The 22,549-nt window shown below is 62.2% G+C and carries 26 protein-coding genes; 10 read left to right on the top strand and 16 right to left on the bottom strand.

Going from position 1 to position 22,549, the window contains the following annotated elements; translation table 11 throughout:
• Positions 1-21: 21 nt before the first annotated feature.
• The 4 genes from mftD to mftA form a co-directional block, all read right to left on the bottom strand.
• Positions 22-1,200, bottom strand: a complete 1,179-nt coding sequence (mftD, locus tag KTR60_RS08990; protein ID WP_003942047.1) for a pre-mycofactocin synthase MftD — start codon at positions 1,198-1,200, stop codon at positions 22-24.
• Positions 1,201-1,255: 55 nt separating this feature from the next.
• Positions 1,256-2,473 (bottom strand): mycofactocin radical SAM maturase, encoded by a 1,218-nt coding sequence (gene mftC / locus KTR60_RS08985; RefSeq protein ID WP_003942089.1) that lies wholly within the window; start codon positions 2,471-2,473, stop codon positions 1,256-1,258.
• 76 nt (positions 2,474-2,549) lie between these two features.
• Positions 2,550-2,837: a mycofactocin biosynthesis chaperone MftB gene (gene mftB / locus KTR60_RS08980; RefSeq protein ID WP_007728309.1), complete on the bottom strand. Its 288-nt coding sequence runs from the start codon at positions 2,835-2,837 to the stop codon at positions 2,550-2,552.
• Complete coding sequence (gene mftA / locus KTR60_RS08975) at positions 2,822-2,917, bottom strand: mycofactocin precursor MftA (protein WP_063836238.1); 96 nt, start codon at positions 2,915-2,917, stop codon at positions 2,822-2,824. Before mftA ends, mftB begins: the two co-directional genes overlap by 16 nt.
• Before the next feature lie 150 nt (positions 2,918-3,067).
• Here mftA and mftR point away from each other — a divergent pair, with 150 nt between their 5' ends.
• Both mftR and mftM read left to right on the top strand, forming a co-directional pair.
• On the top strand, positions 3,068-3,667 hold the full coding sequence (mftR, locus tag KTR60_RS08970) for a mycofactocin system transcriptional regulator (RefSeq protein WP_007728311.1): 600 nt from the start codon (positions 3,068-3,070) through the stop codon (positions 3,665-3,667).
• 29 nt (positions 3,668-3,696) lie between these two features.
• Positions 3,697-4,530, top strand: coding sequence for a mycofactocin oligosaccharide methyltransferase MftM (gene mftM / locus KTR60_RS08965; protein ID WP_058038123.1), 834 nt, complete (start codon positions 3,697-3,699; stop codon positions 4,528-4,530).
• A 6-nt stretch (positions 4,531-4,536) separates the two neighbouring features.
• Here the strand turns inward: mftM and KTR60_RS08960 are convergent, their stop codons facing one another.
• Positions 4,537-4,740 carry a DUF4287 domain-containing protein gene (locus KTR60_RS08960; protein WP_007728313.1) on the bottom strand — a complete coding sequence of 68 codons (204 nt, stop codon included), beginning with the start codon at positions 4,738-4,740 and terminating at the stop codon, positions 4,537-4,539.
• A 141-nt stretch (positions 4,741-4,881) separates the two neighbouring features.
• On the opposite strand from KTR60_RS08960, the gene KTR60_RS08955 reads away from it, so the two are divergent.
• The gene (locus tag KTR60_RS08955) at positions 4,882-5,094 is read left to right on the top strand and encodes a TOBE domain-containing protein (RefSeq protein WP_003942061.1); all 213 of its coding nucleotides are present in this window, start codon (positions 4,882-4,884) and stop codon (positions 5,092-5,094) included.
• A gap of 16 nt (positions 5,095-5,110) precedes the next feature.
• On the opposite strand, the gene KTR60_RS08950 is transcribed toward KTR60_RS08955, so the two are convergent.
• Complete coding sequence (locus KTR60_RS08950; protein ID WP_003941962.1) at positions 5,111-5,536, bottom strand: DUF6314 family protein; 426 nt, start codon at positions 5,534-5,536, stop codon at positions 5,111-5,113.
• 110 nt (positions 5,537-5,646) lie between these two features.
• Here KTR60_RS08950 and KTR60_RS08945 point away from each other — a divergent pair, with 110 nt between their 5' ends.
• Positions 5,647-6,123, top strand: a complete 477-nt coding sequence (locus tag KTR60_RS08945; RefSeq protein ID WP_050656084.1) for a MaoC/PaaZ C-terminal domain-containing protein — start codon at positions 5,647-5,649, stop codon at positions 6,121-6,123.
• Between the two features lie 233 nt (positions 6,124-6,356).
• Entirely contained in the window at positions 6,357-7,145 is a 789-nt protein-coding gene (locus KTR60_RS08940; RefSeq protein ID WP_042920993.1) for a thioesterase family protein, read from the top strand.
• A gap of 12 nt (positions 7,146-7,157) precedes the next feature.
• Here the strand turns inward: KTR60_RS08940 and KTR60_RS08935 are convergent, their stop codons facing one another.
• Both KTR60_RS08935 and KTR60_RS08930 read right to left on the bottom strand, forming a co-directional pair.
• Positions 7,158-8,828 (bottom strand): ABC transporter permease, encoded by a 1,671-nt coding sequence (locus KTR60_RS08935; RefSeq protein ID WP_228402039.1) that lies wholly within the window; start codon positions 8,826-8,828, stop codon positions 7,158-7,160.
• Complete coding sequence (locus KTR60_RS08930) at positions 8,825-9,760, bottom strand: ABC transporter ATP-binding protein (protein ID WP_228402038.1); 936 nt, start codon at positions 9,758-9,760, stop codon at positions 8,825-8,827. The genes KTR60_RS08935 and KTR60_RS08930 overlap by 4 nt, the downstream gene beginning before the upstream one ends.
• Before the next feature lie 68 nt (positions 9,761-9,828).
• Here KTR60_RS08930 and KTR60_RS08925 point away from each other — a divergent pair, with 68 nt between their 5' ends.
• On the top strand, positions 9,829-10,323 hold the full coding sequence (locus tag KTR60_RS08925; protein WP_007728322.1) for a GbsR/MarR family transcriptional regulator: 495 nt from the start codon (positions 9,829-9,831) through the stop codon (positions 10,321-10,323).
• 83 nt (positions 10,324-10,406) lie between these two features.
• Positions 10,407-10,946, top strand: coding sequence for a hypothetical protein (locus KTR60_RS08920; protein WP_007728324.1), 540 nt, complete (start codon positions 10,407-10,409; stop codon positions 10,944-10,946).
• Here the strand turns inward: KTR60_RS08920 and KTR60_RS08915 are convergent.
• The 3 genes from KTR60_RS08915 to KTR60_RS08905 are packed head-to-tail and all read right to left on the bottom strand — an operon-like array spanning position 10,943 to position 14,245.
• A complete protein-coding gene (locus KTR60_RS08915; protein WP_042453153.1) occupies positions 10,943-11,626 on the bottom strand; it encodes a MadR family response regulator transcription factor in 684 nt (227 codons plus the stop codon). The two genes, KTR60_RS08920 and KTR60_RS08915, sit on opposite strands and share 4 nt — an antisense overlap.
• On the bottom strand, positions 11,623-12,996 hold the full coding sequence (locus KTR60_RS08910; protein ID WP_003941844.1) for a MadS family sensor histidine kinase: 1,374 nt from the start codon (positions 12,994-12,996) through the stop codon (positions 11,623-11,625). Before KTR60_RS08910 ends, KTR60_RS08915 begins: the two co-directional genes overlap by 4 nt.
• 43 nt (positions 12,997-13,039) lie before the next feature.
• Positions 13,040-14,245, bottom strand: coding sequence for an iron-containing alcohol dehydrogenase (locus KTR60_RS08905; RefSeq protein WP_003942060.1), 1,206 nt, complete (start codon positions 14,243-14,245; stop codon positions 13,040-13,042).
• Between the two features lie 504 nt (positions 14,246-14,749).
• On the opposite strand from KTR60_RS08905, the gene KTR60_RS08900 reads away from it, so the two are divergent.
• Entirely contained in the window at positions 14,750-15,043 is a 294-nt protein-coding gene (locus KTR60_RS08900) for an RNHCP domain-containing protein (RefSeq protein ID WP_230359893.1), read from the top strand.
• 11 nt (positions 15,044-15,054) lie between these two features.
• On the top strand, positions 15,055-15,474 hold the full coding sequence (locus KTR60_RS08895; protein ID WP_054187804.1) for an RNHCP domain-containing protein: 420 nt from the start codon (positions 15,055-15,057) through the stop codon (positions 15,472-15,474).
• Here KTR60_RS08895 and KTR60_RS08890 read toward each other — a convergent pair.
• From KTR60_RS08890 to mdo, 4 genes are all read right to left on the bottom strand, one after another.
• The gene (locus KTR60_RS08890) at positions 15,463-15,810 is read right to left on the bottom strand and encodes a hypothetical protein (protein WP_054187805.1); all 348 of its coding nucleotides are present in this window, start codon (positions 15,808-15,810) and stop codon (positions 15,463-15,465) included. The genes KTR60_RS08895 and KTR60_RS08890 overlap by 12 nt on opposite strands.
• Before the next feature lie 56 nt (positions 15,811-15,866).
• Complete coding sequence (gene madC, locus KTR60_RS08885; protein ID WP_064114064.1) at positions 15,867-17,390, bottom strand: MadC family VWA domain-containing protein; 1,524 nt, start codon at positions 17,388-17,390, stop codon at positions 15,867-15,869.
• A complete protein-coding gene (locus tag KTR60_RS08880; RefSeq protein WP_063314739.1) occupies positions 17,387-18,469 on the bottom strand; it encodes a MadB family AAA-type ATPase in 1,083 nt (360 codons plus the stop codon). The genes madC and KTR60_RS08880 overlap by 4 nt, the downstream gene beginning before the upstream one ends.
• Before the next feature lie 85 nt (positions 18,470-18,554).
• Entirely contained in the window at positions 18,555-19,829 is a 1,275-nt protein-coding gene (gene mdo, locus KTR60_RS08875; protein ID WP_003942095.1) for an NDMA-dependent methanol dehydrogenase, read from the bottom strand.
• Between the two features lie 361 nt (positions 19,830-20,190).
• Between mdo and KTR60_RS08870 the strand changes: the two genes are divergently transcribed.
• Positions 20,191-21,246, top strand: a complete 1,056-nt coding sequence (locus KTR60_RS08870; protein WP_003941851.1) for a ferredoxin--NADP reductase — start codon at positions 20,191-20,193, stop codon at positions 21,244-21,246.
• Here KTR60_RS08870 and KTR60_RS08865 read toward each other — a convergent pair.
• A complete protein-coding gene (locus KTR60_RS08865) occupies positions 21,218-22,534 on the bottom strand; it encodes a glycosyltransferase 87 family protein (RefSeq protein ID WP_228402037.1) in 1,317 nt (438 codons plus the stop codon). The genes KTR60_RS08870 and KTR60_RS08865 overlap by 29 nt on opposite strands.
• Positions 22,535-22,549 lie beyond the last annotated feature (15 nt).

The raw sequence follows: 22,549 nt of genomic DNA, 5'->3' as shown, positions 1-22,549 counted from the left end.
AGCTCTATCGGAGCCGTAATCTCAGCTGGCACCCAATGTGCGTGTGAAGCCTTCCGGAATCACCAGGTCCGCCGGGCTCAGTTCGGTGATGGACGAGTGGCCGAGGCCCATCAGCCCCGAGTCGATGCCCATCCGCATGAGGTCGAGCACGTTCTCGACACCGGCCTGGCCGTTGGCCGAGAGGCCCCACAGGTAGGCGCGCCCGAGCATGACGGCCTTGGCTCCGAGTGCGAGCGCCTTGACGACGTCGCCGCCGCGTCGAATGCCGCCGTCGAGAACAACTTCCACCTGATCGCCCACGGCCTCGGCAATGCCCGGGAGCACACGGATCGGCGCCGGGGTGCCGTCGAGGTTGTTACCACCGTGGTTGGAGACCGAGATAGCGGAGACACCGGCGTCGACAGCTCGCTTGGCGTCGTCGATGCGCATGATGCCCTTGAGCATGAACGGTCCACCCCACTGCTCACGAAGCCAGGCGATGTCTTCCCACGTCGGAAGCGGAGTCTGCATCCACTCGCCGTATGCGCCGAAGAACGTCGGTGCAGGCTGGCCGGGAGCCGCGAGGTTGGGGGTGGTCAGGTCCGGGATCTTGCCGGTCTTGGCGAACTCGAGCAACCACTTCGGGCGCATGATTCCCTCGGGTGCGAACTGGAACATCGCCTTGAGGTCCATCTTTTCGGGGATGGACGGGCTGCCCCAGTCGCGACCGTACGAGAAGGACCAGTCGGTGGTGATGATCAGGCCCTTGGCACCGGCAGCGCGAGCGCGCTCCATACGCTGCAGGAGCACGTCGCGGCTGCCGACCCAATACATCTGGAAGAAGACCTGCGGGTTGGCCGCGGCAACTTCTTCGATGGACTTGCTGGCAAAAGAACTCAGTCCGATGGCTGTTCCCCGTGCTGCAGCCGCACGGGCTACCGCTACTTCACCGTCGGGGTGCACTGCCTGCACACCGGTCGGTGAAATCATGACGGGCAACGAAATGTCCTGGCCCATAATGGTGGTGGACATCTCGCGCTTGTCCGACAGCCCGGCAGCGTGGGGAGCGAAACCCAATTCGCTGAATGCCGCGACGTTGTCGTCGACCGTCAGCCCTTTCTCGGATCCCGCCACCAACGCCGCGTACACGGACTTGGGCAACCTCTTCTTCGCACGGCGCTGTGCTTCTGCCACCGTCTCGAAGAAAGCATTCTTAGCCATTGAACTGACCTCTCTGGGGTGCAGCTTTCGCCGCACTGTCGGTATCGCGCAGTAGTTACTGCATTCCCGCAAGCGGGTTTTCGTCACAAATCTTGGCGGGCGGACGCATCATCAGTGTCAGTGGCACCGATGCGCGTGGGGTCTTACGTTGACCGGAACGGGAGTGGTCGACACTGGACTTCGGGACCTCGCCCGCCGACGCCAGTGCCATTTCACCGTTGCCGATGACGCACTCGGGGTCAGGTCCGTCCATCGGCAGTCCGGTGAAGAACTTGGCTGCCATGCAGCCGCCGCGGCAGGAGTCGTAGTGGTTGCACTTGCTGCAGGCGCCACCGGTTTGGGGCGATCGCAGCTCCTCGAACAGGTCCGAGTGCTGCCAGACTTCCTGGAATCCACCGTCTTTCACGATGTTTCCGGCGAGGAACTGCTCGTGAATCGCGAAGGGGCATGCGTACACGTCACCGACCGGGTCGATCAGGCACACGACGCGGCCCGCGCCACAGAGATTGAGACCGGGCAGTGCATCGCCGAAGGCGGAGAGGTGGAAGAACGAGTCGCCCGTCAGGACGCCTTCGCCATTGGCGACCAGCCAGTTGTAGAGCTCACGCTGCTGCTCCGGACGCGGGTGCAGGTCGTCCCACACGTCGGCGCCGCGGCCCGAAGGACGCAGTCGAGTGATGCGCAGGGTCGCGTCGTACTTGTCCGCGAGAGCCTTGAACTCGTCGAGCTGACTGACGTTGTGCCGCGTGACGACCACCGAAATCTTGGCGTCCTTGAAGCCGGCTTCCTTCAGGTTCGCGAGAGCGCGCTCGGCCATCGCGAACGAACCAGGCCCGCGCACAGCGTCATTGACCTCAGCGGTGGCACCGTCGATGGAAATCTGCACGTCGACGTAGTCACTGGCTGCGAGGCGCGCCGCGACCTTCTTGTCGATCTTCACGCCGTTGGTGGAGAACTTCACACCAACCTGGTGGTCGGTCGCGTAGTCGACGAGCTCCCAGAAGTCGGAGCGTACCGTCGGCTCGCCGCCACCGATGTTGACGTAGAAAACCTGCATACGCTGCAGCTCGTCGATGATGGACTTGCACTGTTCGGTGCTCAGCTCGTTGGGGTCACGACGACCCGACGACGAAAGGCAGTGCACGCAGGACAGGTTGCAGGCGTAGGTGAGTTCCCACGTCAGGCAGATGGGGGCGTCGAGTCCGAGTTCGAACTGATCGACGAGGCGACCCACCTTGGCGGGCGGGGAGGGCTGTTCAAGAACTGAGGTCATGGCTGTGTCCTCGCGAAGAAATGAAGCGGGCGAACGTGCGGAAGGGCTGTTCCGCACGTGGGGGCGAGCGTCTGGCTCAGACAGGCACGATCATGTGCGAGTCGGCGAGAGTGCTCAGCGCGCGGGCATATTGGGGAGCCGCGTCATCTTCGATGCCTTGCGCACGTAGTGCGGACCGGACATCAGGATGGTCTGGCAACGCCTTGACCACCGCAACGATGGTCGTGTTCTTCAGGAACGACAGCTTGCGTGTTCCGAAGTGGTAGAGCAACGCCCCGAAAGGTTCGGGGCGAAGCGCTACCTGCGGGTGGAGTTTCCACCCCGCATCGAGATCCAAAGCAGACACGGTCAGTACACGCCGCACATGCCGTCGATGGAAACTTCCTCCACGAGGGACTCCTCGACGAGGTCGTTCTCGAGCGCCTTGTTGTCACGATCTGACATGGATTCCTCCTGCGGTCGCACTCCGTCTGGAAGTCTGTAGATCAGACTTCCAACCTGGGAGTTGGTGGTCACTAGTGGGACTTCACTGTGACTCGGTTCACCACTGTAATGGCATCGAGTGCAGAATGACACACATGGAGCGAAAAAAGTATGCGTAGCCGCAAGAAACCGTCCGCTCGGATAGGTCGTCGCCCCTCCACAACGAAGGAGGGAATCAGCACGATCGGGATCGAACTGTTTTCGACAGTCGGCTTCAACGAGGTGAGCGTCGACCAGATAGCCGACGCCGCCGGCATCGCGCGTCGGACCTTCTTTCGCTACTTCCCGTCCAAGAACGCCGTCCCCTGGGGAGACTTCGACGGACATCTCGACGAGATGCGCGAGCACCTGGATTCACTGCCCGCTGATATTCCGTTGGTCGACGCACTCGAATCCGCATTGTTGACGTTCAACACCTTCCCACCGGAAGAGACTGCGGTACATCGCAAACGGATGGAATTGATCCTCGAAGTTCCGACGCTTCAGGCATACTCTGTGGTGATGTACGAAGGTTGGCGGCAGGTGGTCGCCGACTACGTCGCACGCCGAATGAATCTCGAGCCGACCGATCACGGCCCACGCACGGTCGGCTATCTTCTGCTCGGGGTCGCGATGTCGGCGTACGAGCAGTGGCTCACCGACGATTCACTCGAGCTACCGGAACTCTTGAAAACAGGTACGCAGTCCCTGCGGACCGGTATCAGCACCTGAGAAAGCATCACCACCTGAGAAAGGCGATCATGTCCACCATCACGAACGAACCCGTCCTGGATTCCCTGGCGCCGTCGACGCCGGGCTTGTGGTCGTTCGGACATGTCACCGTCGAACGCGTCGAGTCCGGTCCGATCTCGCTCGATCGCCGAGGCGGTCGCCTCCACGTCAGGCACTCCCTCACTCCCGCCGATCTGAGTGAGCGACTCGTCGCCGGAGTCACCTCGTCGATCCAGGACGCGGAGTTCGGTCAGGACGAATTCGAGTTGACGATGGTCGGCCTGGTTCGCTCCACCGTGGACGGCGCTCTCGAATCCTGGACCACCTACTACCGGAACTCCCTTGCCGAACTATTGGACGGCACTGCAGATTTCGCGCCGATTCACGACAAAGCCGAAGAACTGGTTCGCGGTTCCGTACTCGATCTGGGTTCCTGCTTCGGTTTCCTGCCCCTGCGGCTCGCGCGCGCCGGAATGGACGTGACCGCCACGGACATCCTGCCCGGAACGATGATCCTGCTCGACGCGGTCGCCCCCGAACTCGGCATCACGATCGACACGGTGATCTGCGACGCGGGTGAAGTACCGGCACCGGACAACAGCGCCGACACCGTCACCGCGATTCATCTCCTCGAACACGTCGACGACGCAGTCGGCGAGGCCGTGATCGCGCAAGCACTCCGGATCGCGCGTCAACGGGTCGTCATTGCAGTCCCCTTCGAAGACGAAGCCACCGCGTGCCACGGCCACATCCGCACTTTCGATCTCGAGTCACTGCGTGCGGTCGGCCGGCAGAGCCGTGTGCCGTTCGAGGTATTCGAGCATCACGGCGGCTGGTTGGTGCTGGACGCATCGGCCGCCTGAAAAGAACTAGCCTTCTTTCAGCGTATGGGCGACAAGCGCATTCGCGTGCCCATGACCCATACCGTGCTCCGACTTCAACCAGTTGACCAATTCCATGTGCTTCGTGAGGTCTGAGCTTCTGATCAGCTCTTGCCATTCACCGATCGGCCGACCGTACTTCTTCTCGATCGACGGAAAATACGACGCCGGGCCTTTCACGGGTTCAGTCATGACCGGAATCTACCTCCACCGCCCGACAATATTCGCGCACCGGCGGCGCCCGCATGTCCGCACCTGCGGAATCGCTGGGTAGACACGCGACCATCGCATTATGGTCGAAGAACACCCACCCGAGAGCACAGGAGTTCAGCGATGCGACTGTCCACACGAAATCAACTCACCGGCACCATCACCGAGGTCAACCTCGGCACCGTCATGGCGACGGTCAAGGTGAAGTTGGACGGCGGGAATCAGATTGTGACCTCGTCGATCACCCGCGATGCCGCACTGGATCTCGATCTTGAACCAGGCCAAGCCGCAACGGTATTCGTGAAGTCCACCGAGGTGACGATCGGCGTCGAGTAACTGGCGAGCGATGTGATCAGGGCCGGGTGAGATGCGTGGTCATCGTGTAGTCCTTGCTCGGCCCCGTCACGGTCCAGACGACAGTCCAGGTCGATCGATCTCCGGCAGTGACGTCGATTCGCCCGCGGTAGGTATCCGCACCGCACAGGTGCTCGACTTCCTCCCCCGGCGCCCAGTCGTGGAACTCTCTGCCGTCTTCGAATGTCACGGCCCACTCGAGGCCGCGCTCGGCAATGAACAGAGTTCGGAACACGGGTAATTCCAGGTCGCCGTCACGCAGCGTGCCGCTCTCGTACCAGCGCATCCGACCGTCACCGGCGTCGGAGATAGTGGTCTCGCCGAATACATGCTTGGTGGAACCGGAAAGGCGGTCGACGATGTCCCGCTCGAAGTGCCACTTTCCTACCAGCGCCCTCGGCTCGATTTTCGCGTCGTCGACCATGTGGCGATTCTAGTGACCCTGCATTGCCCGACGACACCGGAGACCGACTCGAACACACTGCGAGAGTATGTTCCGAGTACACCCGGAACACGCAGGAGATTTTCACAACCATGAACGATTCGGCCGCCCTTCACAAACGCGCAGTGTTCGCCGAGGATCTCGAGATCGGCCAAGTGATCCCATTGGGTTCGTATTCGGTGACCGAAGAGGAAATCGTCGAGTTCGCAACTCAGTGGGATCCCCAGTGGTTTCACATCGACAAGGAAGCCGCCGAGTCCGGCGTCTTCGGCGGGTTGATCGCCAGCGGGCTGCACACCCTGTCGATCTGCCAGAAGTTGGTGGTCGCCAGTCTCTACGACCAGTGGAACGTGATCGCCGGGAAAACCATGCGCGACGTGAGCTTCCTCCGTCCGCTTCGCCCCGGTGACACCCTGAGCGGAAAGGTCACCGTCGACAACGTCGTGTTCGACAATCGCGCGCGAGGATTGGTGACCATCACAGCGAAATTGGTCGATGCACACGGCAATCGCGTTCTCGACGTGGTCACTGACGCCTACCTGCACTGCCGCTCGACTCGCGGACAGTGAATTATCGGTAAATTTCGCACCACACTGTTCGAATTGCCGTACTTTCAGTGACGTTGCGACGCAACAATACCCATCCCTGCAATCAGGAGTTCCTCACACATGAGCAGCCTCGGCGAGATCAATCCTCTCGGCATTCTTCAGATCCTCATCTACATGCTCTTCGGTGGGTCGTCCAGCACTCCCGAATAGACCCTAGCTTGCCATAGCCATAGTCAGCACCTAGGGTGCTGACTATGGCAATTACTAGTCAGGCATCAGTGGCGGCCGCGCCGTCGACCGACGCAGCGCGTCATCACACCGAATTCGACTCCAGTTGGCGGAGTTTCGACGGCATCCAGGGCGGACTCGCAATTGCACGGATGCTGCGGGTGGCGGCCGACGCGTCCGGAGCCGAACCGCTGGCAGTCACGGCGCATCTGGACCGCCCCGTTCCTCCTGGGCCGGCCGAGTTGACTGTCGGCGAGATGCGGGGCGGGCGGACCGTCAGTTGCCACGTCACGCTGACCGGTTCGGGATCCGCTCTCGTTCGGTTGGCCCGCGACATAGGAGCTACAACAATGTCCGCCCCTGTCGCCGAACCGGCTCCGGCCGACCCGTCAACCCTGCCGCCGCTGGAGATCCCGGTGGATTTTGTGCCGTTCGCCCAGCACCTCGACATCCGGCCGATCAATTCCGCGAGGCCGTTCGCCGGTGGCGACTCCCCTGAATTCGACGTCTGGATCCGCCTGCTCACAGACCTCGATTTCACGGCCCAAGAGCGCGCCGCGGTCCTTCTCGACGCGCTTCCGCCCGGACTGTTCGCGACACTGACGATGCCCGTGGCCATACCGACCATCGAGTTCACCGCGCATTTCACCCCGGAGCACCTCACGGCAGATCCCCGAACGCTGTCACCGTGGTATCGCCTACGCCACGGGACTGCCTGGGCGACGGACACTCTCTGTGTTGACGAATCCGAACTATTCGACTCGACCGGACGACTTGCTGCTCGGGCTCGCCAGCTTCGTCGAATTCTGAGTTGAGTTTCAGCTCTCCTACACCTGGAGGTCGCGACGACGGAACGCAACAAGCGATGCTGTCGAAAGCACCACTGCCACAACGATCATTGCCAGCAGTGGCAGAACTGTCACCGGCTCGGCAGGGGCACCCGGCACGTGAGTGTAGGGCGACAGATCCAGCACTACCTGCGGAAGCTTCAGCAACGTGCCGAGTTGCCCGAGCACGATGCATGCCGCCAAGATTCCCCAGGAGAGCGCCGACGCGTACGTCGGAAACAGTCCGAAAGCCAACGACACCAACCCCACGACTACGAGCACCGCAGGCAGATAGGCCAACGCGGCGCCAGTCATGCGAAGTGTGTTGCCGCCGATGTCGTCCGTGACGAGCCCGAAGGCAAATCCGGTGAAGGCACCCATCAAGACGTGCGCGAGGATCACGCCGCCCACAACCACACCCAGGTGGGAAAGCATCCACCTCCACCGCGACAAAGACGTTGCCAGCAACGGTTCGAGCCGTCCCGAAGTTTCCTCGCCCCGCATCCGGAGAAGACTCTGGACCGAATACGCCGCGATGACTATCGACGTGAGCCCCAGAGCAGTGGCCAAGTAGGAATCCACCAGATCCGATCCGCCGCCGCCAAGTTTCTCGAACATCTCCGCGGTCTGCTGCGACGATCCCACCATCGCGTCGATCTCGTTGCCCACAGCGCCGTACGCGAACCCGAGTATGACAACGGCAAAGATCCACCAGAACATCGTCATTCGCTGCATGCGCCACGCCAGGCCCCAAGCCGACGGTAGCCACGATGCCGCGACTGGCGGGCCGGGTCGGGGCTGAACGAGTCCCGCTCCCTGATCGCGATGGCCGATGAGAACAAAAGCCACCACCACGTGCACAGCCGCGAATCCGATCAGCAACAACAGGATCCACCAGGCGTCGTCGTCGAAAGGTCTGATCTGTTGTGCCCATCCGATCGGCGAGAGCCACGACAACCAGCCACTGACCACGCGAGTTCCGTCGTCGACGACCGTACTGTTCACGTCGCCGATCGCGCGCAGCATGAACGCAACGCCGATCGCGGCACCCGCCAGGCCGTTGGCCGTACGAGCACCGTCGGTGATCTGCGCCGTCACGGCTGCCACTCCGGCAAACGCGATTCCGGTCCCACCTATCGAGGCGCCCAACGCGAACGAACCGACGACAGGCAAACCGACGGCGATCGATCCCAGTGCAATTCCCAGTGCAAGAACGACGTTCGCACCGACCGTTACGATCAATGTGGAGGTCAGGAGCGCTCGTCGACCTACCACCGCTGCACCGATCATCTCGGCTCGGCCGGTCTCCTCGTTCTGTCGCGTATGGCGAACCACCGCAAGGGTGCTCATCAATGCGGCCACCAACGCGAACACGAGCACCGACTGACTGGCGACTATCGCGCCCTGCGAATCACCGGACACGATCCCGTTGGTCGCCAGCGCGACCGGCGATACCGCGGAACTGACTGCGATGTTTCGTAATTCCTCGGGTGTCGAGTACAGCCCGGTCACACTGGCGACAACCAGCAGCATGAACAAGACGATGGAGATAACCCACACGGAGAGCTGAATTCGGTCCCGCCGCAAAGCCAGCCGAACCAGTCGGCGTGTGCCGGTGAATTGACTTGCCGAGGCCGGTACCGGTGGAGCGGCCTCGACAACAACGGTCACGGCCGTACTCCGGTCTCGGCTCGCAGGTGTACCGAAGTCTCCCTGGCCCGTTCGTCACCGTAATGCCGCAAGAAAAGTTCTTCGAGAGTCGGCGGAGTGGAAGTGAGCGCCACGATTCCGAATCCGACCAAGTACGTCATGAGTGGTCCGAGTTGCGCGCTTTCGACTTCGCAGGTGACGTGGTTACCGTCGATCACCGCGTCGTGGACACCGCCGAGTCCGTCGAGTCCGTCGATCGGACGCTGCGTCTCCGCCGCGACGGACGTGCGCGTGAGATGCCTGAGTTCGGACAGTGTTCCCTCTTCCACCGTCCGCCCGTCGCGGATGATGCTCACGCGATCGCACAGCGCTTCGACCTCGGCGAGGATATGGCTCGACAGCAGTACCGTCTTTCCGGCGTGAGCCACCTCCTCGACGCAGTCCTGGAATACCGCCTCCATCAACGGGTCGAGCCCCGATGTGGGTTCGTCGAGGACGTAAAGGTCGACGTCGGACGAGAACGCGGCCACGAGTGCAACCTTCTGCCGGTTACCTTTCGAGTACGTGCGCGCCTTCTTGGTCGGGTCCAATTCGAAGCGATCGAGCAACTCGCTGCGGCGTTTTCGGTCCAGGCCACCGCGCAGGCCCGCCAACAGATCGATAGCCTCACCGCCGGTGAGGTTGGGCCACAGATTCACGTCGCCAGGCACATAGGCGAGACGTCGATGCAAAGTAACAGCGTCTCGCCACGGATCGCCGCCGAGAACGGTTGCGTCTCCGGAGTCCGAGCGGAGCAGGCCGAGGAGCACCCGAATAGTGGTGGACTTTCCGGAACCGTTCGGCCCCAGGAATCCGTGCACTTCACCCGTCGAGACGTCGAGGTCGAGGCCGTCCAGCGCGCGGGTGGTACCGAAGGTCTTGACGAGGCTTTTCACTGAAATTGCCGCACCCATGAATTTGACCGTACGCCGATTTCACAAATGTGTGAAGATAGAAAAGACGGAAAGATCGAAGGGTTCCGATGACCGACACCAGCCACACCGTTGCACCGGACGAGAGCCGACACTATGTCGAGCGACTCTCACTCGTACTGAGCGACATGGGTTTTCCGCCGATGCCCGCCCGCGTCTGGGCCGCGTTGATGACCAGCGAGACACCCTCGTCCACGCCAGGAGATCTCGGATCTCGGTTGGGAGTGAGCCCCGCCGCCATTTCCGGAGCCGTCCGATACCTCCAGCAAGTCGGATTGATCGAGCGTGTGGCCGTCCCCGGATCGCGGCGTCAGCACTACTGCGTCAGCGTCGACATGTGGGCCGACGCGTTTGTCACGAAACAGTCCTCGCTCTACCAGGTCTCGGCAGTTGCGGACGAGGGCATACGAGTCCTCGGTGAAGGAACAACCGCCGGCGATCGTATGGCAGATCTGCGCGACTTCTTCGACTTCATGGCCGCGGAAATGCCGCGAATGCTCGCGGACTGGCGCTCCCGGCGAAAAGACCGGACACCTGGCAGGTAACTTCAGGTTTACCCGCAATTTCGGCGGGGTACCTCAATTCTCGTTCCAGCATGGTCAGGTGCGGTGTAATCGAGGAGTTGCTGATGAAGCTGTCGATCAGGGGCGCGAACACTTCACCGACTCCACCCTTCGCGCGTACCGCTTCACCCGAAACCTGTGAACGATCGATTTCCCTGAATCGCACCGCCGCCGAGGCATTCGCCGGTGATCACCATGCACTGTCGAAACTACTGGCCCGGTTGCACCCTCGCGTCGTTCTCTACTATCGCGCCAGACTCCTCGGGACGCCCGTCGCGACATTCGCCGACGATCTCGCCCACCAATGCACCCTGGACGTCGTCACACGAATGTCCGACACGATCTCGGCCGACACACGCATCGAGACCTTCGCGTACGAGTTGGCCTCTCGACGAATTGCGTCAATTCCCCAGTCACGCAACATCGACGGACAATTCAAACGCCCGCGTCGCCTGACCGACGACCAACGTGAGGTTCTGGTACTACGAATCGCAGTGGGTCTGACTGCCGAGATGACCGCGTCGACTCTGCGCACAACTCGTTCGAGCGTGCTCCTCCTACAGCATCAAGCGCTGCGCGCCTGGACGGTCTCCGAGCAGAGCTAGATCAGACCTTGCTTACTCGCGGCATAGACGGCCTCTGCTCGACGGCTCACCTCGAGTTTGCGCATGATGTTGCTGACGTGAAACTTGACGGTGGTCGGTGAGATGAACAATCTCTCACCGATCTTGATGTTGGACAAGCCGTTTGCGAGGAGTCTGAGCACTTCGAGTTCGCGATCGGTCAATCGTTCTTTCGACGACGACTGCCCGTTGAGCGATCGCACGACAGCTGACGCGCTGCGCGAATCGAACGCACTCTCACCCCGCGAGACCGCCCTGATCGCACGCACCAATTCGGTGGTGTCGACGTCTTTGACGACATAGCCGCGAGCACCCGCGTGCACCGCTCGCACCACCAGTTGATCGTCGAGAAACGTGGTGAGAACCAACAGTCCGAGGCCGGGATGCGCCGAGGACAGCTGGCCACACAGGGTCAGTCCCTCGTAGTCCGAACTGGCGGAGAGTTTGAGATCCATCAGGACGATGTCCGGGCCGACCTTGTCGACCACGGCGAGTGCCTCGGCGAGGGACGACGCCTCCCCCACGATCTCGAGATCGCTTTCGCGCTCGAGAACCGAGCGGAGCCCTTGCCGCAGAATTGCATGGTCGTCGACCAGGACGATTCGAACCAATCCCAGAACCGGCGATGCTCCGCGGGTGATGACGGGACGCGCAGTAGTCATGATTCCTCGCTCTCGATTTCAGTGGTGGAGCAAAGGTTTTCCATGCCCGAGTCGAACGGCAGTGGTAGTCGCACGAGAATCTGAATCCCACCGATCCGCGCGCGCCGTACTTCGAGCGCACCACCCAACTCGAGTGTTCGCGCCTGCATGTTCGCGAGACCGCGATGGCGGCCGTCGACGTCGTTGGTGGCTGCGAGTTTGAGGATCAGACGCATTCGCGCAGGGTCGCCGTCACCGTCGTCGGAGACCGACAGCAACACGGAGTCCGCCCGATAGGTCAGACGAAGCACCGCCCGATTCGCGTGAGCATGGACCGCTGCATTGAAGAGCGCTTCCCCCGCGATCCGGAGAAGAGCGTGTTCGGCATCGCCCGGAAGTTCGGTCGGGGTACCGCCGACGCGAACGCTCACCGCCAACTCGTCCGGCATGTGAACCACGCCGAGCTGCTCGAGCATCTCGGGCAACGACGTCCGGTCCGCGTCCGACGAATGATTGAGCGCGTAGATCGCCGAACGAAGCTGCTCGACCGCCCTCCTGGTCAAATCCTTTGCCAAGTCCAGTCTTTCACTGCGTTCAGCCTCCGGGATGTCACTCCGGCAGACCTCGATCTGCATGCCGGCCGACAACACCGCCTGTGTCACACTGTCGTGCAGTTCGCGGGCGATCCGGTGACGTTCGTCGTCGACCACTTGGTGCCGGTGCGCCACTCCGAGTTGACGCTGAGTGGACTCCAATTCGCTGTTGCGCACCGCAAGGTCGGCTGCAGTACGATTGGCCTCCGCATACGCATCTTCGGCACGCTCGAGCAGTAGTTGTCCGCGCTGATAGAGCGCCGAATTCTGCAGAGCCACAGCAGTCTGGCTGGCCAGAATGCTGAGCACGGCTCCGTCCGTCGTGTCGAGGGTTCGGTTGGCCGGCGTCCAGGCTGCAAAGGCACCTACCACGCCGCCACCGAGCACGATCGGCACAAACGCGTAGTGCGCGTCGATCACCGAGTTGGATTCGATTCTTCCGTACCGGATGTCGTCGAGGCATTCGACGACATCCTCCGGAAGTGGCGGCCCCTCGACGTTGTCGACCAGAAAAGGGGTGGCGTCCGGGCCGAGAACCAGTCGCCGTGGTCCGGCGTCGGGCAAAGTTCCGTCAGCCAAGGCGAAGACTATCCAGTTGGCACTCAGATGCGCACGGGCAGCTTCCGCGACCGCGCAGACGAGGGTTTCCGGCCCCTCGACGGTGCGCACCAAAGCCCGCGAGATCAACTCCAAGGCATGCACGACGCGTTCGAGGCGCTCGGCCGCACCGCGATACTGCGGGTAGAACGAACTCTTACCCGATCGTAATCCGGTGAGCCGGGACAGGTCCGCGGTCATCGCCTGCACCAATTCACAGCGTCCATCTTCACAGCGTCCATCTTCACAAGGCACCTCGGAACAACGCCACCATCTGTTCCTGCGTCGCTTCCCTGGGATTGGTGGACATGCAGGCGTCGAGCAACGCGAAGCTGGCGAGCCTACTCAGGTCTTCCTCGCGAACACCCAACTCCCCCAGCCCCTTCGGCACACCGACCTCCCGGGCGAGACGCTCGACCCGGTCGGCCACCGCCAGCGCTGCTTCCTCCGGGGTGCCGCGTTGCTCGGGAAGACTCAGTGCCGCAGCGATGGCGACAAAGGGGGCGGCGTCCGTGGTGGAATTGAACCGGATGACGTGGGGCAAGAGAATTCCGTTGATGACGCCGTGCGGAAGGTCGAGCATGCCGCCCACCTGATGGCTCATGGCGTGCGCGGCTCCGAGTATCGCGTTGGTGAACGCCAACCCGGCCTCGAGGCTCGCCTGCGCCATCACCGATCGAGCTTCCATCTCCATCGGGTCCTGGATCGTGTGCACCAGGTTCTCGGTCACGAGGCCGACCGCGCGGAGCGCGTGATGATCGGTCAACGGATTGTGCGCCAGTGAGACGAAGGCTTCGATTCCGTGCGTCAATGCGTCCAATCCTGTTGCTGCATTGAGCCACTCGGGCATCGTCGTGAGCAACCGCGGATCGATGACCGTCACATCTGGCACCAGCGCCCGGCCGATGATGGTGATCTTGGTGCCGCGGGTCGTGTCCGTGACGATGCAGAACTGCGACACGTCCGCGCCCGTGCCGGACGTGGTGGGAACCATCACCAACGGCGGGATCGGTTTGGTCGCCTGATCTACCCCCTCGTAGTCGAGTATGTTGCCACCGTTGGCAGCGAGGACGGCTACACCTTTAGCCGCGTCGATGACCGAACCGCCGCCGAGCGCGATGATGACGTCACACTCGCCTTCCTGGTACACCTCGAAACCGGCCGCGATCTCGAAGTCCTTGGGATTGGGCGTCAGCCCTGACCACACCGTCGCCGTCAATCCCTGCTCCGTGAGATGGTCTTCGAGTTCGCTGACCCACCCCGCGTCGATCAGACCGGGATCGGTGACCAGGAATGGCCGGAACCCGCCGAACCTCAGAGTCGCGTGTGCTGCCTCGACCAGGGAACCGATACCGAAGACGATCTCGGGGGCGTGAAATTTGACCAGTCGAGCAGCAGTGCCGCGGCGATGAACACCGTGGTTCACAGCATCCGGGTATGCCACGGACACGACCCCACTCTCCTCTCGCTGCTCTGAGATCTCCGGTCGGGATTTCGCATCCGTCGCTCTCAGCGCATCAACTCCCACGTGCACAAACTGGTGTGATCCACCTTACAATCGCTGGCCCCGAGCCTACGCGGACAGCAGTCGGGGCACACCCACCGAAGGAGAGGCGCTTACCTACCCGTTCGGGCAGGTAAGGCGTCTCGGGAAAATGAATGGCGCGGCGAGAAGGTCCCGCTGTACTTTCGGTTGCGGCCAGAGTGGCCCGTAGAACCGATTCAGAAGGTGTTTATGACCCAGCCCGCGCCGAGCGCGCCTCCCGCCCCTGCACTGCCGGCAACCTCGAGGGTCACATGCTGATCCTCGAAACGTCGGACTGACAGCCGCGAGGCCCCCTCGGCCTGCTCCTACTGCTTTGTTCACTCAGCTAGGAGTTCTCCAGTGCCTCAATCACACAATTCCATCTCGAAAACCGACACCTTCTCGTGCATTCAGTGCGGACTCACAGTCATGACGTACGGCCCCGATGGTGATCGCCGAAACCACTGCCCCAGTTGCCTGCATTCCCGACACCTGTTCGACCAGGTGGAAGGTGGACCGTCGGACTGCGGAATGCGGATGGCTCCCATTTCGATCGCAGTACTGCGCAGTGGCGATTGGATGATCATCCACCGCTGCGCACAGTGCCTCGAGCTCACCTCCAACCCCGTCAGCCGAGACGACAACCAGTTGTTGTTGATGAGAATGGCAGTGCGACCGCTCGCGCAACCGCCCTTCCCGCTCGAAGCCTTCGGCGACTTGTGAGGGGGAATCAGATGCCACGTAGGAATCCCAGCACCCGCGCGCGGCGGGCACCGCAACGGGCCAAGCACGTACTGCACGGAATCGGCGGAGAACAAGGATCGAGCTTCCGTTGTCTCACATGCCGTTTGGACATCTCCACTGCGGCGCCGGGTACCGCTCATCGGAACCACTGCCCGAACTGTCTGGCCAGCCGCCACGTGGACGGTCGCGTTCCGGGCGACCGAGCACAACAGTGCCGAGGTGCCATGGCGGCGCTGTGCCTGTCGGTCCGTCAAGACGGTGAATGGATGCTCGTTCACCAGTGTGTCGAGTGCAATACGTTGAAAGTCAACAGGATTGCCGGCGACGACAACGTCTTGGTCCTGCTGCGCTTGGCGCTACGTCCGTTGGCAGACCCCCGCCTGCGCTCGCGCGCGTTGCTAGCGCTCTGATGATTCGTCCGGTGTACTCGCGCGGTTCTGCGCACGATTACACCGGACGAAGACCACGAACACGATCCCGGCGAGCAAGCCGACCACAGTCGGTCCGAGGACCAGTCCCGAGTACAACCACGGGGCAGGTTCTGCCGGAAAGAGGTCCATGAATATGGGTCCGGTGTATGTCGGTTCGGAAAACGGCTCCCGATAGGATCCTCCGGTGAGAATGTGCGGTGACGCCAACGACTTCCACCACCACTGAAACACGCCGAGCGCCACAACCCCACACACGGCGCCGAGCACTGTCAGCGCCGCGATCGGTCGCCAGATCGATCCCCTGATTTCGGACATGAGATCAAACTAGTTCACGACAGATCGCGCAGTGACATCGGTGAAGTGCACTGACATCAGCGAAGTGCGTGCCCCAGCTCGGCGGCCTTTGCCATCAGTTGCGCGGCATCTCGGGCAACAACAACCTCGTCGCAGATCTCCGAATACTCCGGCATCGCGCACGATGCCTGGTTCCAGTAACGCTGTGGTTCAGGCGTGATCCAGGCCAGACGGTGGACCTTTCGGCGGAGTTCCTCGAGCTTGTCCGCCTGCGGGGGCAACCCGTTGCACCGACCGTCGCCCACGATGATGACAGACGTCCGTGAGTTCAAGGTGTTTCCGTGCTCGTCCAACAATTCTGTGAGCACCCGCCCGTAATCGCTGCTGGCTTCCAGATCCAGAACCGGGTGCGCGAGTACCGCGGCCAGTGCGCCGTCACCACTACTGGCGAGAAGGGTGTCGGTCACGTCGACCGGACGATCGACGAAGGCGAGGACTTCACAACGATCTGCTCGGCGATGCATTGCCTGAGCCAAGCGCAGAGTGAACGCGGTGATGGGGCGCACGGACAGCGACACGTCGGCGATGAGAAGTAGTCGAACACGATCGGGGCGAGGAGCTTTCACGACCAGATGGAAGGGAATTCCGTCGGTGCGCAGACTCGAACGCACCGTGCGCCGCATGTCGAGATGCCCACGAGAGCGCTCACGGGGCCGAGGTCTGGACGGTCCTCTCATCCGCCGAAGCACTTCGTGGCACGCGAGTTCGATGTCGTTGTGCGTTGCGCCCGCTGCAGATTCACTGTCGGGCGCATCGGGAGCGGTTTCGGCGAGTGCAGCTGCCGAGAGTGCTTGCACGAACGCTTCGACCGCCTCGACGAGCCGGTTCAATTGTGCTTGCGTCAACGGCCCGTCGTCGGAGACATCTGCATACGCTTTGCTCGGGTCGTAGGCATCCAACCAGGCGAGGATCGACGTCGGATCGTCCCAGGACAGCGAGCCGACCACTGCTGCAGCAACACTGGTGCTCAGGTCACCGGCCACCGCCGATGCTGCACGGTCCACGTCGACCGTGTAACTGACTCCGCGTCGACCGGTCTCCGAACCGGTATCGACCGACAGTTCGGCATCGCTCGACGTCATCGACACATCGTCGTCGTCCTTGTGCGGGTTGAAGCCCTTCTCCGCTTCCGGAGTGTCGAAGTAGTCGCCGACCTCGGCCGCACGCTCGTTGTACTCGGCGTACCGACCAACTTCTTGATCCTCGTCGATCCCCAGCGCGGTAGGTAGACCGTCCGCCACCTCGGCGCGCGAACCCATCCGCTCGCCGTGCGCTTTGCCTGCGGCCGGCCGGAACAGCGCGTCGAACGCCCGATCGAAACCGGCCTGCTCGTGAGAGTACTTGGCGCACACTGCCCGAAGACATGCTCGCAACGTCTCACGATCCGAAGCGCCGACCATCGCGAGAACACGCCGAACCTCGATGACCTCGGCCGGTGACGCGGAAACTCCGGCCGCCCTCAGCAATCGGCCGAAACTCGCGGACACCACGTCGAGAACAAACGACGGTTGCCACACGGCAAGGCCACCGAGCGTCGTCATCGCGTCGAACGGATTCCGCTGCCGCCGCGGATTCCCTGTTGATGAGGGTCACGTCCACCCGTGCCCCGGAACACGGCCGTCGTCGTGTTGGCGGGTTTGCTTGCCACCGTGGACCGCTCGATCGGCTCGCCGCCGTCACGCGACGGTGATTCGAGACGCTTTCCGTCGAATCGTTCCTTGGCCAGCGTCACATCGGACGAGTACTTGAGCAACGCCGTGAGCAGGATGTCGCGCACCTTGGCGTCGGAAGCGGTGTCGAATCCGCCGGCCGCGAGCACTGTTGCCGCTCTGGCCGCGTCGATGACCTCCGAGATGGACGGGCTCTTGCGCAGCGGGAGATCACGCAAGATGCGAGCCAATTCGACAACCTCGGTGGCCGTAGCCGAATCCACCTCCGGCGCTCGGGCCGTGACGATCTCGCGTTCACGCTCCGATGTCGGATAGCCGAGATGGTAATGCAGACAACGACGCTTGAGTGCGGGTGAGAGCTCGCGGGTGTCGTTGGACGTCAGGATGACCCAGGGCTGCGAGCGGGCAACGAACGTACCGACCTCGGGAATGGTGATCTGCTGTTCGGCGAGAATCTCGAGGAGCAGTGCTTCCATCGACTCCTCGGTGCGGTCTACCTCGTCGACCAGAAGCACTACCGGATCGGGTGAGAGGATTGCTTCGAGCAGCGGTCGTACGGACAGGAAGTTCTCGGAGTACAAACCGAAATCCTGATCGGCCAGAAACTTGGACGCTTCGGCGACGCTGTCGAATTCGGAAACCTGATCGCTGATCCGGTCGCGGAGCATCTGCACGTGCAGGAGTTGCTTCGCGTAGTCCCATTCGTACAGGGCGCGATTGTCGTCCAGCCCTTCGTAGCACTGCAATCGCACCAGTTTGCGGCCCCCGATCGCAGCCAGAGACTTCGCCAGTTCCGTCTTGCCGACACCGGCCGGACCTTCGAGCAGGAGCGGACGCCCCAGCGCCGTCGCCAGATGAACGACTACCGCGAACTCGTCATCGGCAATGTAGTCCTGCTCTCGCAGAGCATCTTTCACTTCGATTCCGCTGGAGAAACTGCGACCGGACATGGAATACCTTTCATGGGGGGCAAGCCCCTGTGCGCCTTTTTGGTAGTGCGGGCTACCAAAAAGGCGCACGGGGCCGAAGGCCCTGCTAGAAGTACGACTTGTTGATCGCGTGATCGACAACCGGGATCATCGACTCCACGGTCACCTCACGGGGATTGCCCGGGGTGCACCAGTCGTCCTGAATGTGCTCGGAGATGGCGCGCACAGTCTTCTCGTCACCCTTGATGACATCACCACGGCCCTCGTACTTCTTGGTGTTCATCTGGTTCTTCGCGTACGAGTCGGTGCGAACCTGACCGAAGTTGTCGGGGATACCGACGTCCTTGGCCAGACGGATGGCAGCCTCGACGGCAGCATCCGCGGCCTGAACCGTGGTGAGGTTGCGAGTGTCGACACCGAGTGCGCCGGCCAACTGGGCGTAGCGCTCGTAGCGCGAAGGCAGGTTGTACTCCCACACACGCGGCAACGCGATTGCGTTGTTCAAACCGTGGTGGCTGTCGAAGAAGGCACTGACCGCGTGCGAGATCGAGTGAACGATGCCGAGCCCACCGGAGTTGAAGGCCTGCCCGGCAATGTACTGCGCGTTCATCATTCCCTCGCGGGCCTTGAGGTTGCGCGGCTCGAAGACGGCCTCGCGCAGGTTCTTCGCGACCAACTCGACCGAGTAGATCGCGTTACCGAGCGAAGGCGCGAAATCGAGACGAGACACGAAAGGCTCACTGCCGTGCGCGAGTACGTCGAAGCCGCAGTACGCGGTGAAATGCTGAGGGCAGGTGTAGTAGAGCAGCGGATCGTCGATCGCCAGGGTGACGATGGTCGCCTCGTCGAAGCCCACCCACTTGTGCGGGTTGTTCATGTCCGACGTGTCGGTGATGACGTACGCCCACGACGTCTCGGAACCCGTTCCGGCCGTGGTGGATACGGCGATATGGGGCGGGTTCTCCTTGTTGGTGGACTTGGCGAAGCCCTCGAACTCGTTGATGTTGCGACCGTCGTGTGCGATCACGACGCGAGCGCCCTTGGCGGCGTCGTGGCTCGAACCACCGCCGATCGAGATGATCGAGTCGCACTTCTCCTTCTGGTAGAGAGCCGCGGCCTCCATGACGTTGTAGTCCTTGGGATTCGACTCGACCTTGTCGTAGAGCACGACCTCGACACCCTGGTACTCGATCTTGCCGACGAGTTCCTCGATGATGCCCGAACCGCGCAGACCGGTCGTCATCAGAAGGGTGCGCTTGAAGCCGAGGTTCTTGGCCTCCACCCCGATGATGTCGTGAGCGCCCACACCCATCAGGGCGCGAGGGAAGGGGTGGAACTCCTTGATGGGAAAGTCCCAGATCTGGTTGAGCTCGATAGCCATCGGTATCTCCTCAGGGATGTGCACGAATGTGACTGCGGGAGGGATTCGAGCCGAATCTTTGTGACCGGCGTCTCACCTGGTTCCCACTGTGTACCGACAAACAGCCCGTGCACAGACTTCGGCAGCTCAACCGCCCGGACGCCGCTCACGAACCGCCCGTTCGGGCAGGTCGACGCCACCCCGGACTGCCAGGACGGCTGGATCAGACCGCCGTGGTTCCCGCTGATCGGGAACGTGTTGCTCGGCGACTACGATCCCCAGTAGCTTTTCATCACTGCTAACATTGAACTAGAACACGTTCTAGATGTTGCACTTCACTGACCTGCGCTTTACCCAGCTTCACGAGAGGACTAGCTTCGCGATGACGACAGTCGAGGTACCGCACAGCTCGCGATCGGCGGTACTCACCGTGTCCGGAGTCATCGAAGAGACTTCCGACGCCCGGTCGCTGGTGTTCGAGATTCCCGCAGAACTGAAGGACAAGTTCGACTACAAGCCAGGTCAATTCCTGACCCTGCGCATCCCGAGTGATCAGACCGGCTCGGTCGCACGCTGCTACTCGCTGGCCAGTTCACCCTTCACCGACGACGCCCCCAAGGTGACCGTCAAGCGAACCGTCGACGGCTACGGCTCCAACTGGTTGTGCGACAAGCTCCAGGTCGGCGACACCATCGAAGTGCTGCCGCCGTCAGGTGTCTTCACGCCCAAGTCGCTCGATCACGACTTCCTGCTCTTCGGTGCAGGCAGCGGTATCACTCCGGTGATCTCGATCCTCAAGTCCGCCCTCACGCAGGGCAGCGGCAACGTCGTGCTGATCTACGCGAATCGCGACGAGAAGTCCGTCATCTTCGGCGCCGAACTTCGCGAATTGGCAGCGCAACACCCCGGCCGCCTCACCGTTGTCCACTGGATCGAAACCGTGCAGGGACTCCCCGCCGTCTCACAGTTGGCGACACTGGCCAAGCCATTTGTCGCGTACGAGGCCTTCATGTGCGGTCCAGGCCCCTTCATGGACGCCGTCCACAAGGCACTGGCAGAGGCCGGCATGCCCCGCACGCAGGTTCACGCCGAGGTCTTCAATTCACTCGCGGGTGACCCGTTCCGTGACGTCGAGGTAGCCGAGGTCTCCGACGAGGAAGCAGCCGACGCCGCAACCGTCGAGGTCGAACTGGACGGTGAAACCCACACCCTCGTCTGGCCGCGCAAGCAGACGCTCGTCGACATCATGCTCGCCAAGGGCCTCGACGTGCCGTACTCCTGCCAGGAAGGCGAGTGCGGGTCGTGTGCCTGCACCGTCACCGAAGGCGAAGTTCAGATGGACAACTCCGAAATCCTCGACGCCGAGGACGTGGCGAACGGCTACATCCTCGGTTGCCAGGCGAAGCCGATCACCGATCACCTGAAGATCGAGTTCTGAACCCTGCTTCGATGCATGACGGCCCCTGATTCCCTGCGGAATCGGGGGCTTTGTCATGTTCGGAGTCTCCCGAGTCATCTTCCGAGTCCCGCCGCGAAACCCACGCAGGCGCCGTTGTGGGCAACCGCCACAGCGCAAGAATCAGTGCGAGGGTCACGATCAGGAAACCCTCACGAAAGACCAACCCGAACGACAGCAGGAGCGGCGACGTCTCGATGAACTGCTGTCCCATACTCGGCCCGCAGTAGACGATCGCCAACCCCAGAGCGGCCGCACCGAACTGCAGCGGCGATCGAAGCCGAAAGAGAACCGTGACGGCGGCAGGCACGAGATACACCCAGTGGTGAATCCAGCTGATCGGCGAAAGAATCGGCGCGCTCAATCCGATCACCAACGCCGCATCGACCGCTCGCCCGACGCGATAGACATCTCGGGCGATCCATAGCGCTACCCCCGCGCACAGCACGGTCGACGGCATCGCCAGAGACGCTGTCCATGGGCCCAGCGCGGCAAGTCCGCCCTGCAGCGAACTGTTGCCGGCACTCGCGATCGCCTGCCCGCTCAAATCCACCCGGTCGCTGAGGTTCCAGACGACGTCCGACCAGAAGGTCCAGCTGACGGCCGGGTCCACCACTGCTGCGACGGCGGTCGCCGCGGCAAATCCGATCGAACTCCAGATCGCGAGTCGCCACTGCTTCGTGACGACGAAGTAGACGATGAAGAGAGCCGGAGTCAGCTTGATCGCGGCCGCGACGCCGATCAGCAGTCCTCGCGGAAACCACCGGCCGAATCTCGAATCCTCTCGGCGAGTCACATCGAGCAGTACGAGCACCATCAGCACCAAGTTCACCTGGCCGAATGAGATGTGCGCACTGACGATGGGGGTCACCGACACGGCCAGGACCAATGCCGCCATGACGAGCGGCCGCTTGGGGACGCGAGCGGGAGTGAACCTCGCAACCGTCCACACCAACGCCGCGATGCACAATCCCGACCACAGCAGATAGGCAGTCCACCAGTCGAAGAGGACAGTCGGCCAGAGGAAGATCACCGCGAATGGGGTGTAGGTGAACGGCATACCCTCTTCGACGATCAACGGGCCGGACAGATTGCCCTCGTAGATGTTCGATCCCGCTGCGAACGCCTGGGCAGCGTAGCGGTAGACGAGAAAATCAACGGGTTCGACGGCTCGAACGGAGAACACGAGATAACACAGAGCTGCGACGCCGGCAGCGATCAGTGAACCGATCGTCACAATTCGAGACGCCTCGACACGGGTGGCGGGCATACCGAGAATCGTCCC

Origin of the sequence: Rhodococcus sp. C1 (genome assembly GCF_020809065.1) — a bacterium.
Lineage (GTDB): Bacteria > Actinomycetota > Actinomycetes > Mycobacteriales > Mycobacteriaceae > Rhodococcus_F > Rhodococcus_F qingshengii.
The sequence above is the reverse complement of the archived record's forward strand: the minus strand, read 5'-3'. Positions and strand labels throughout refer to the sequence as shown.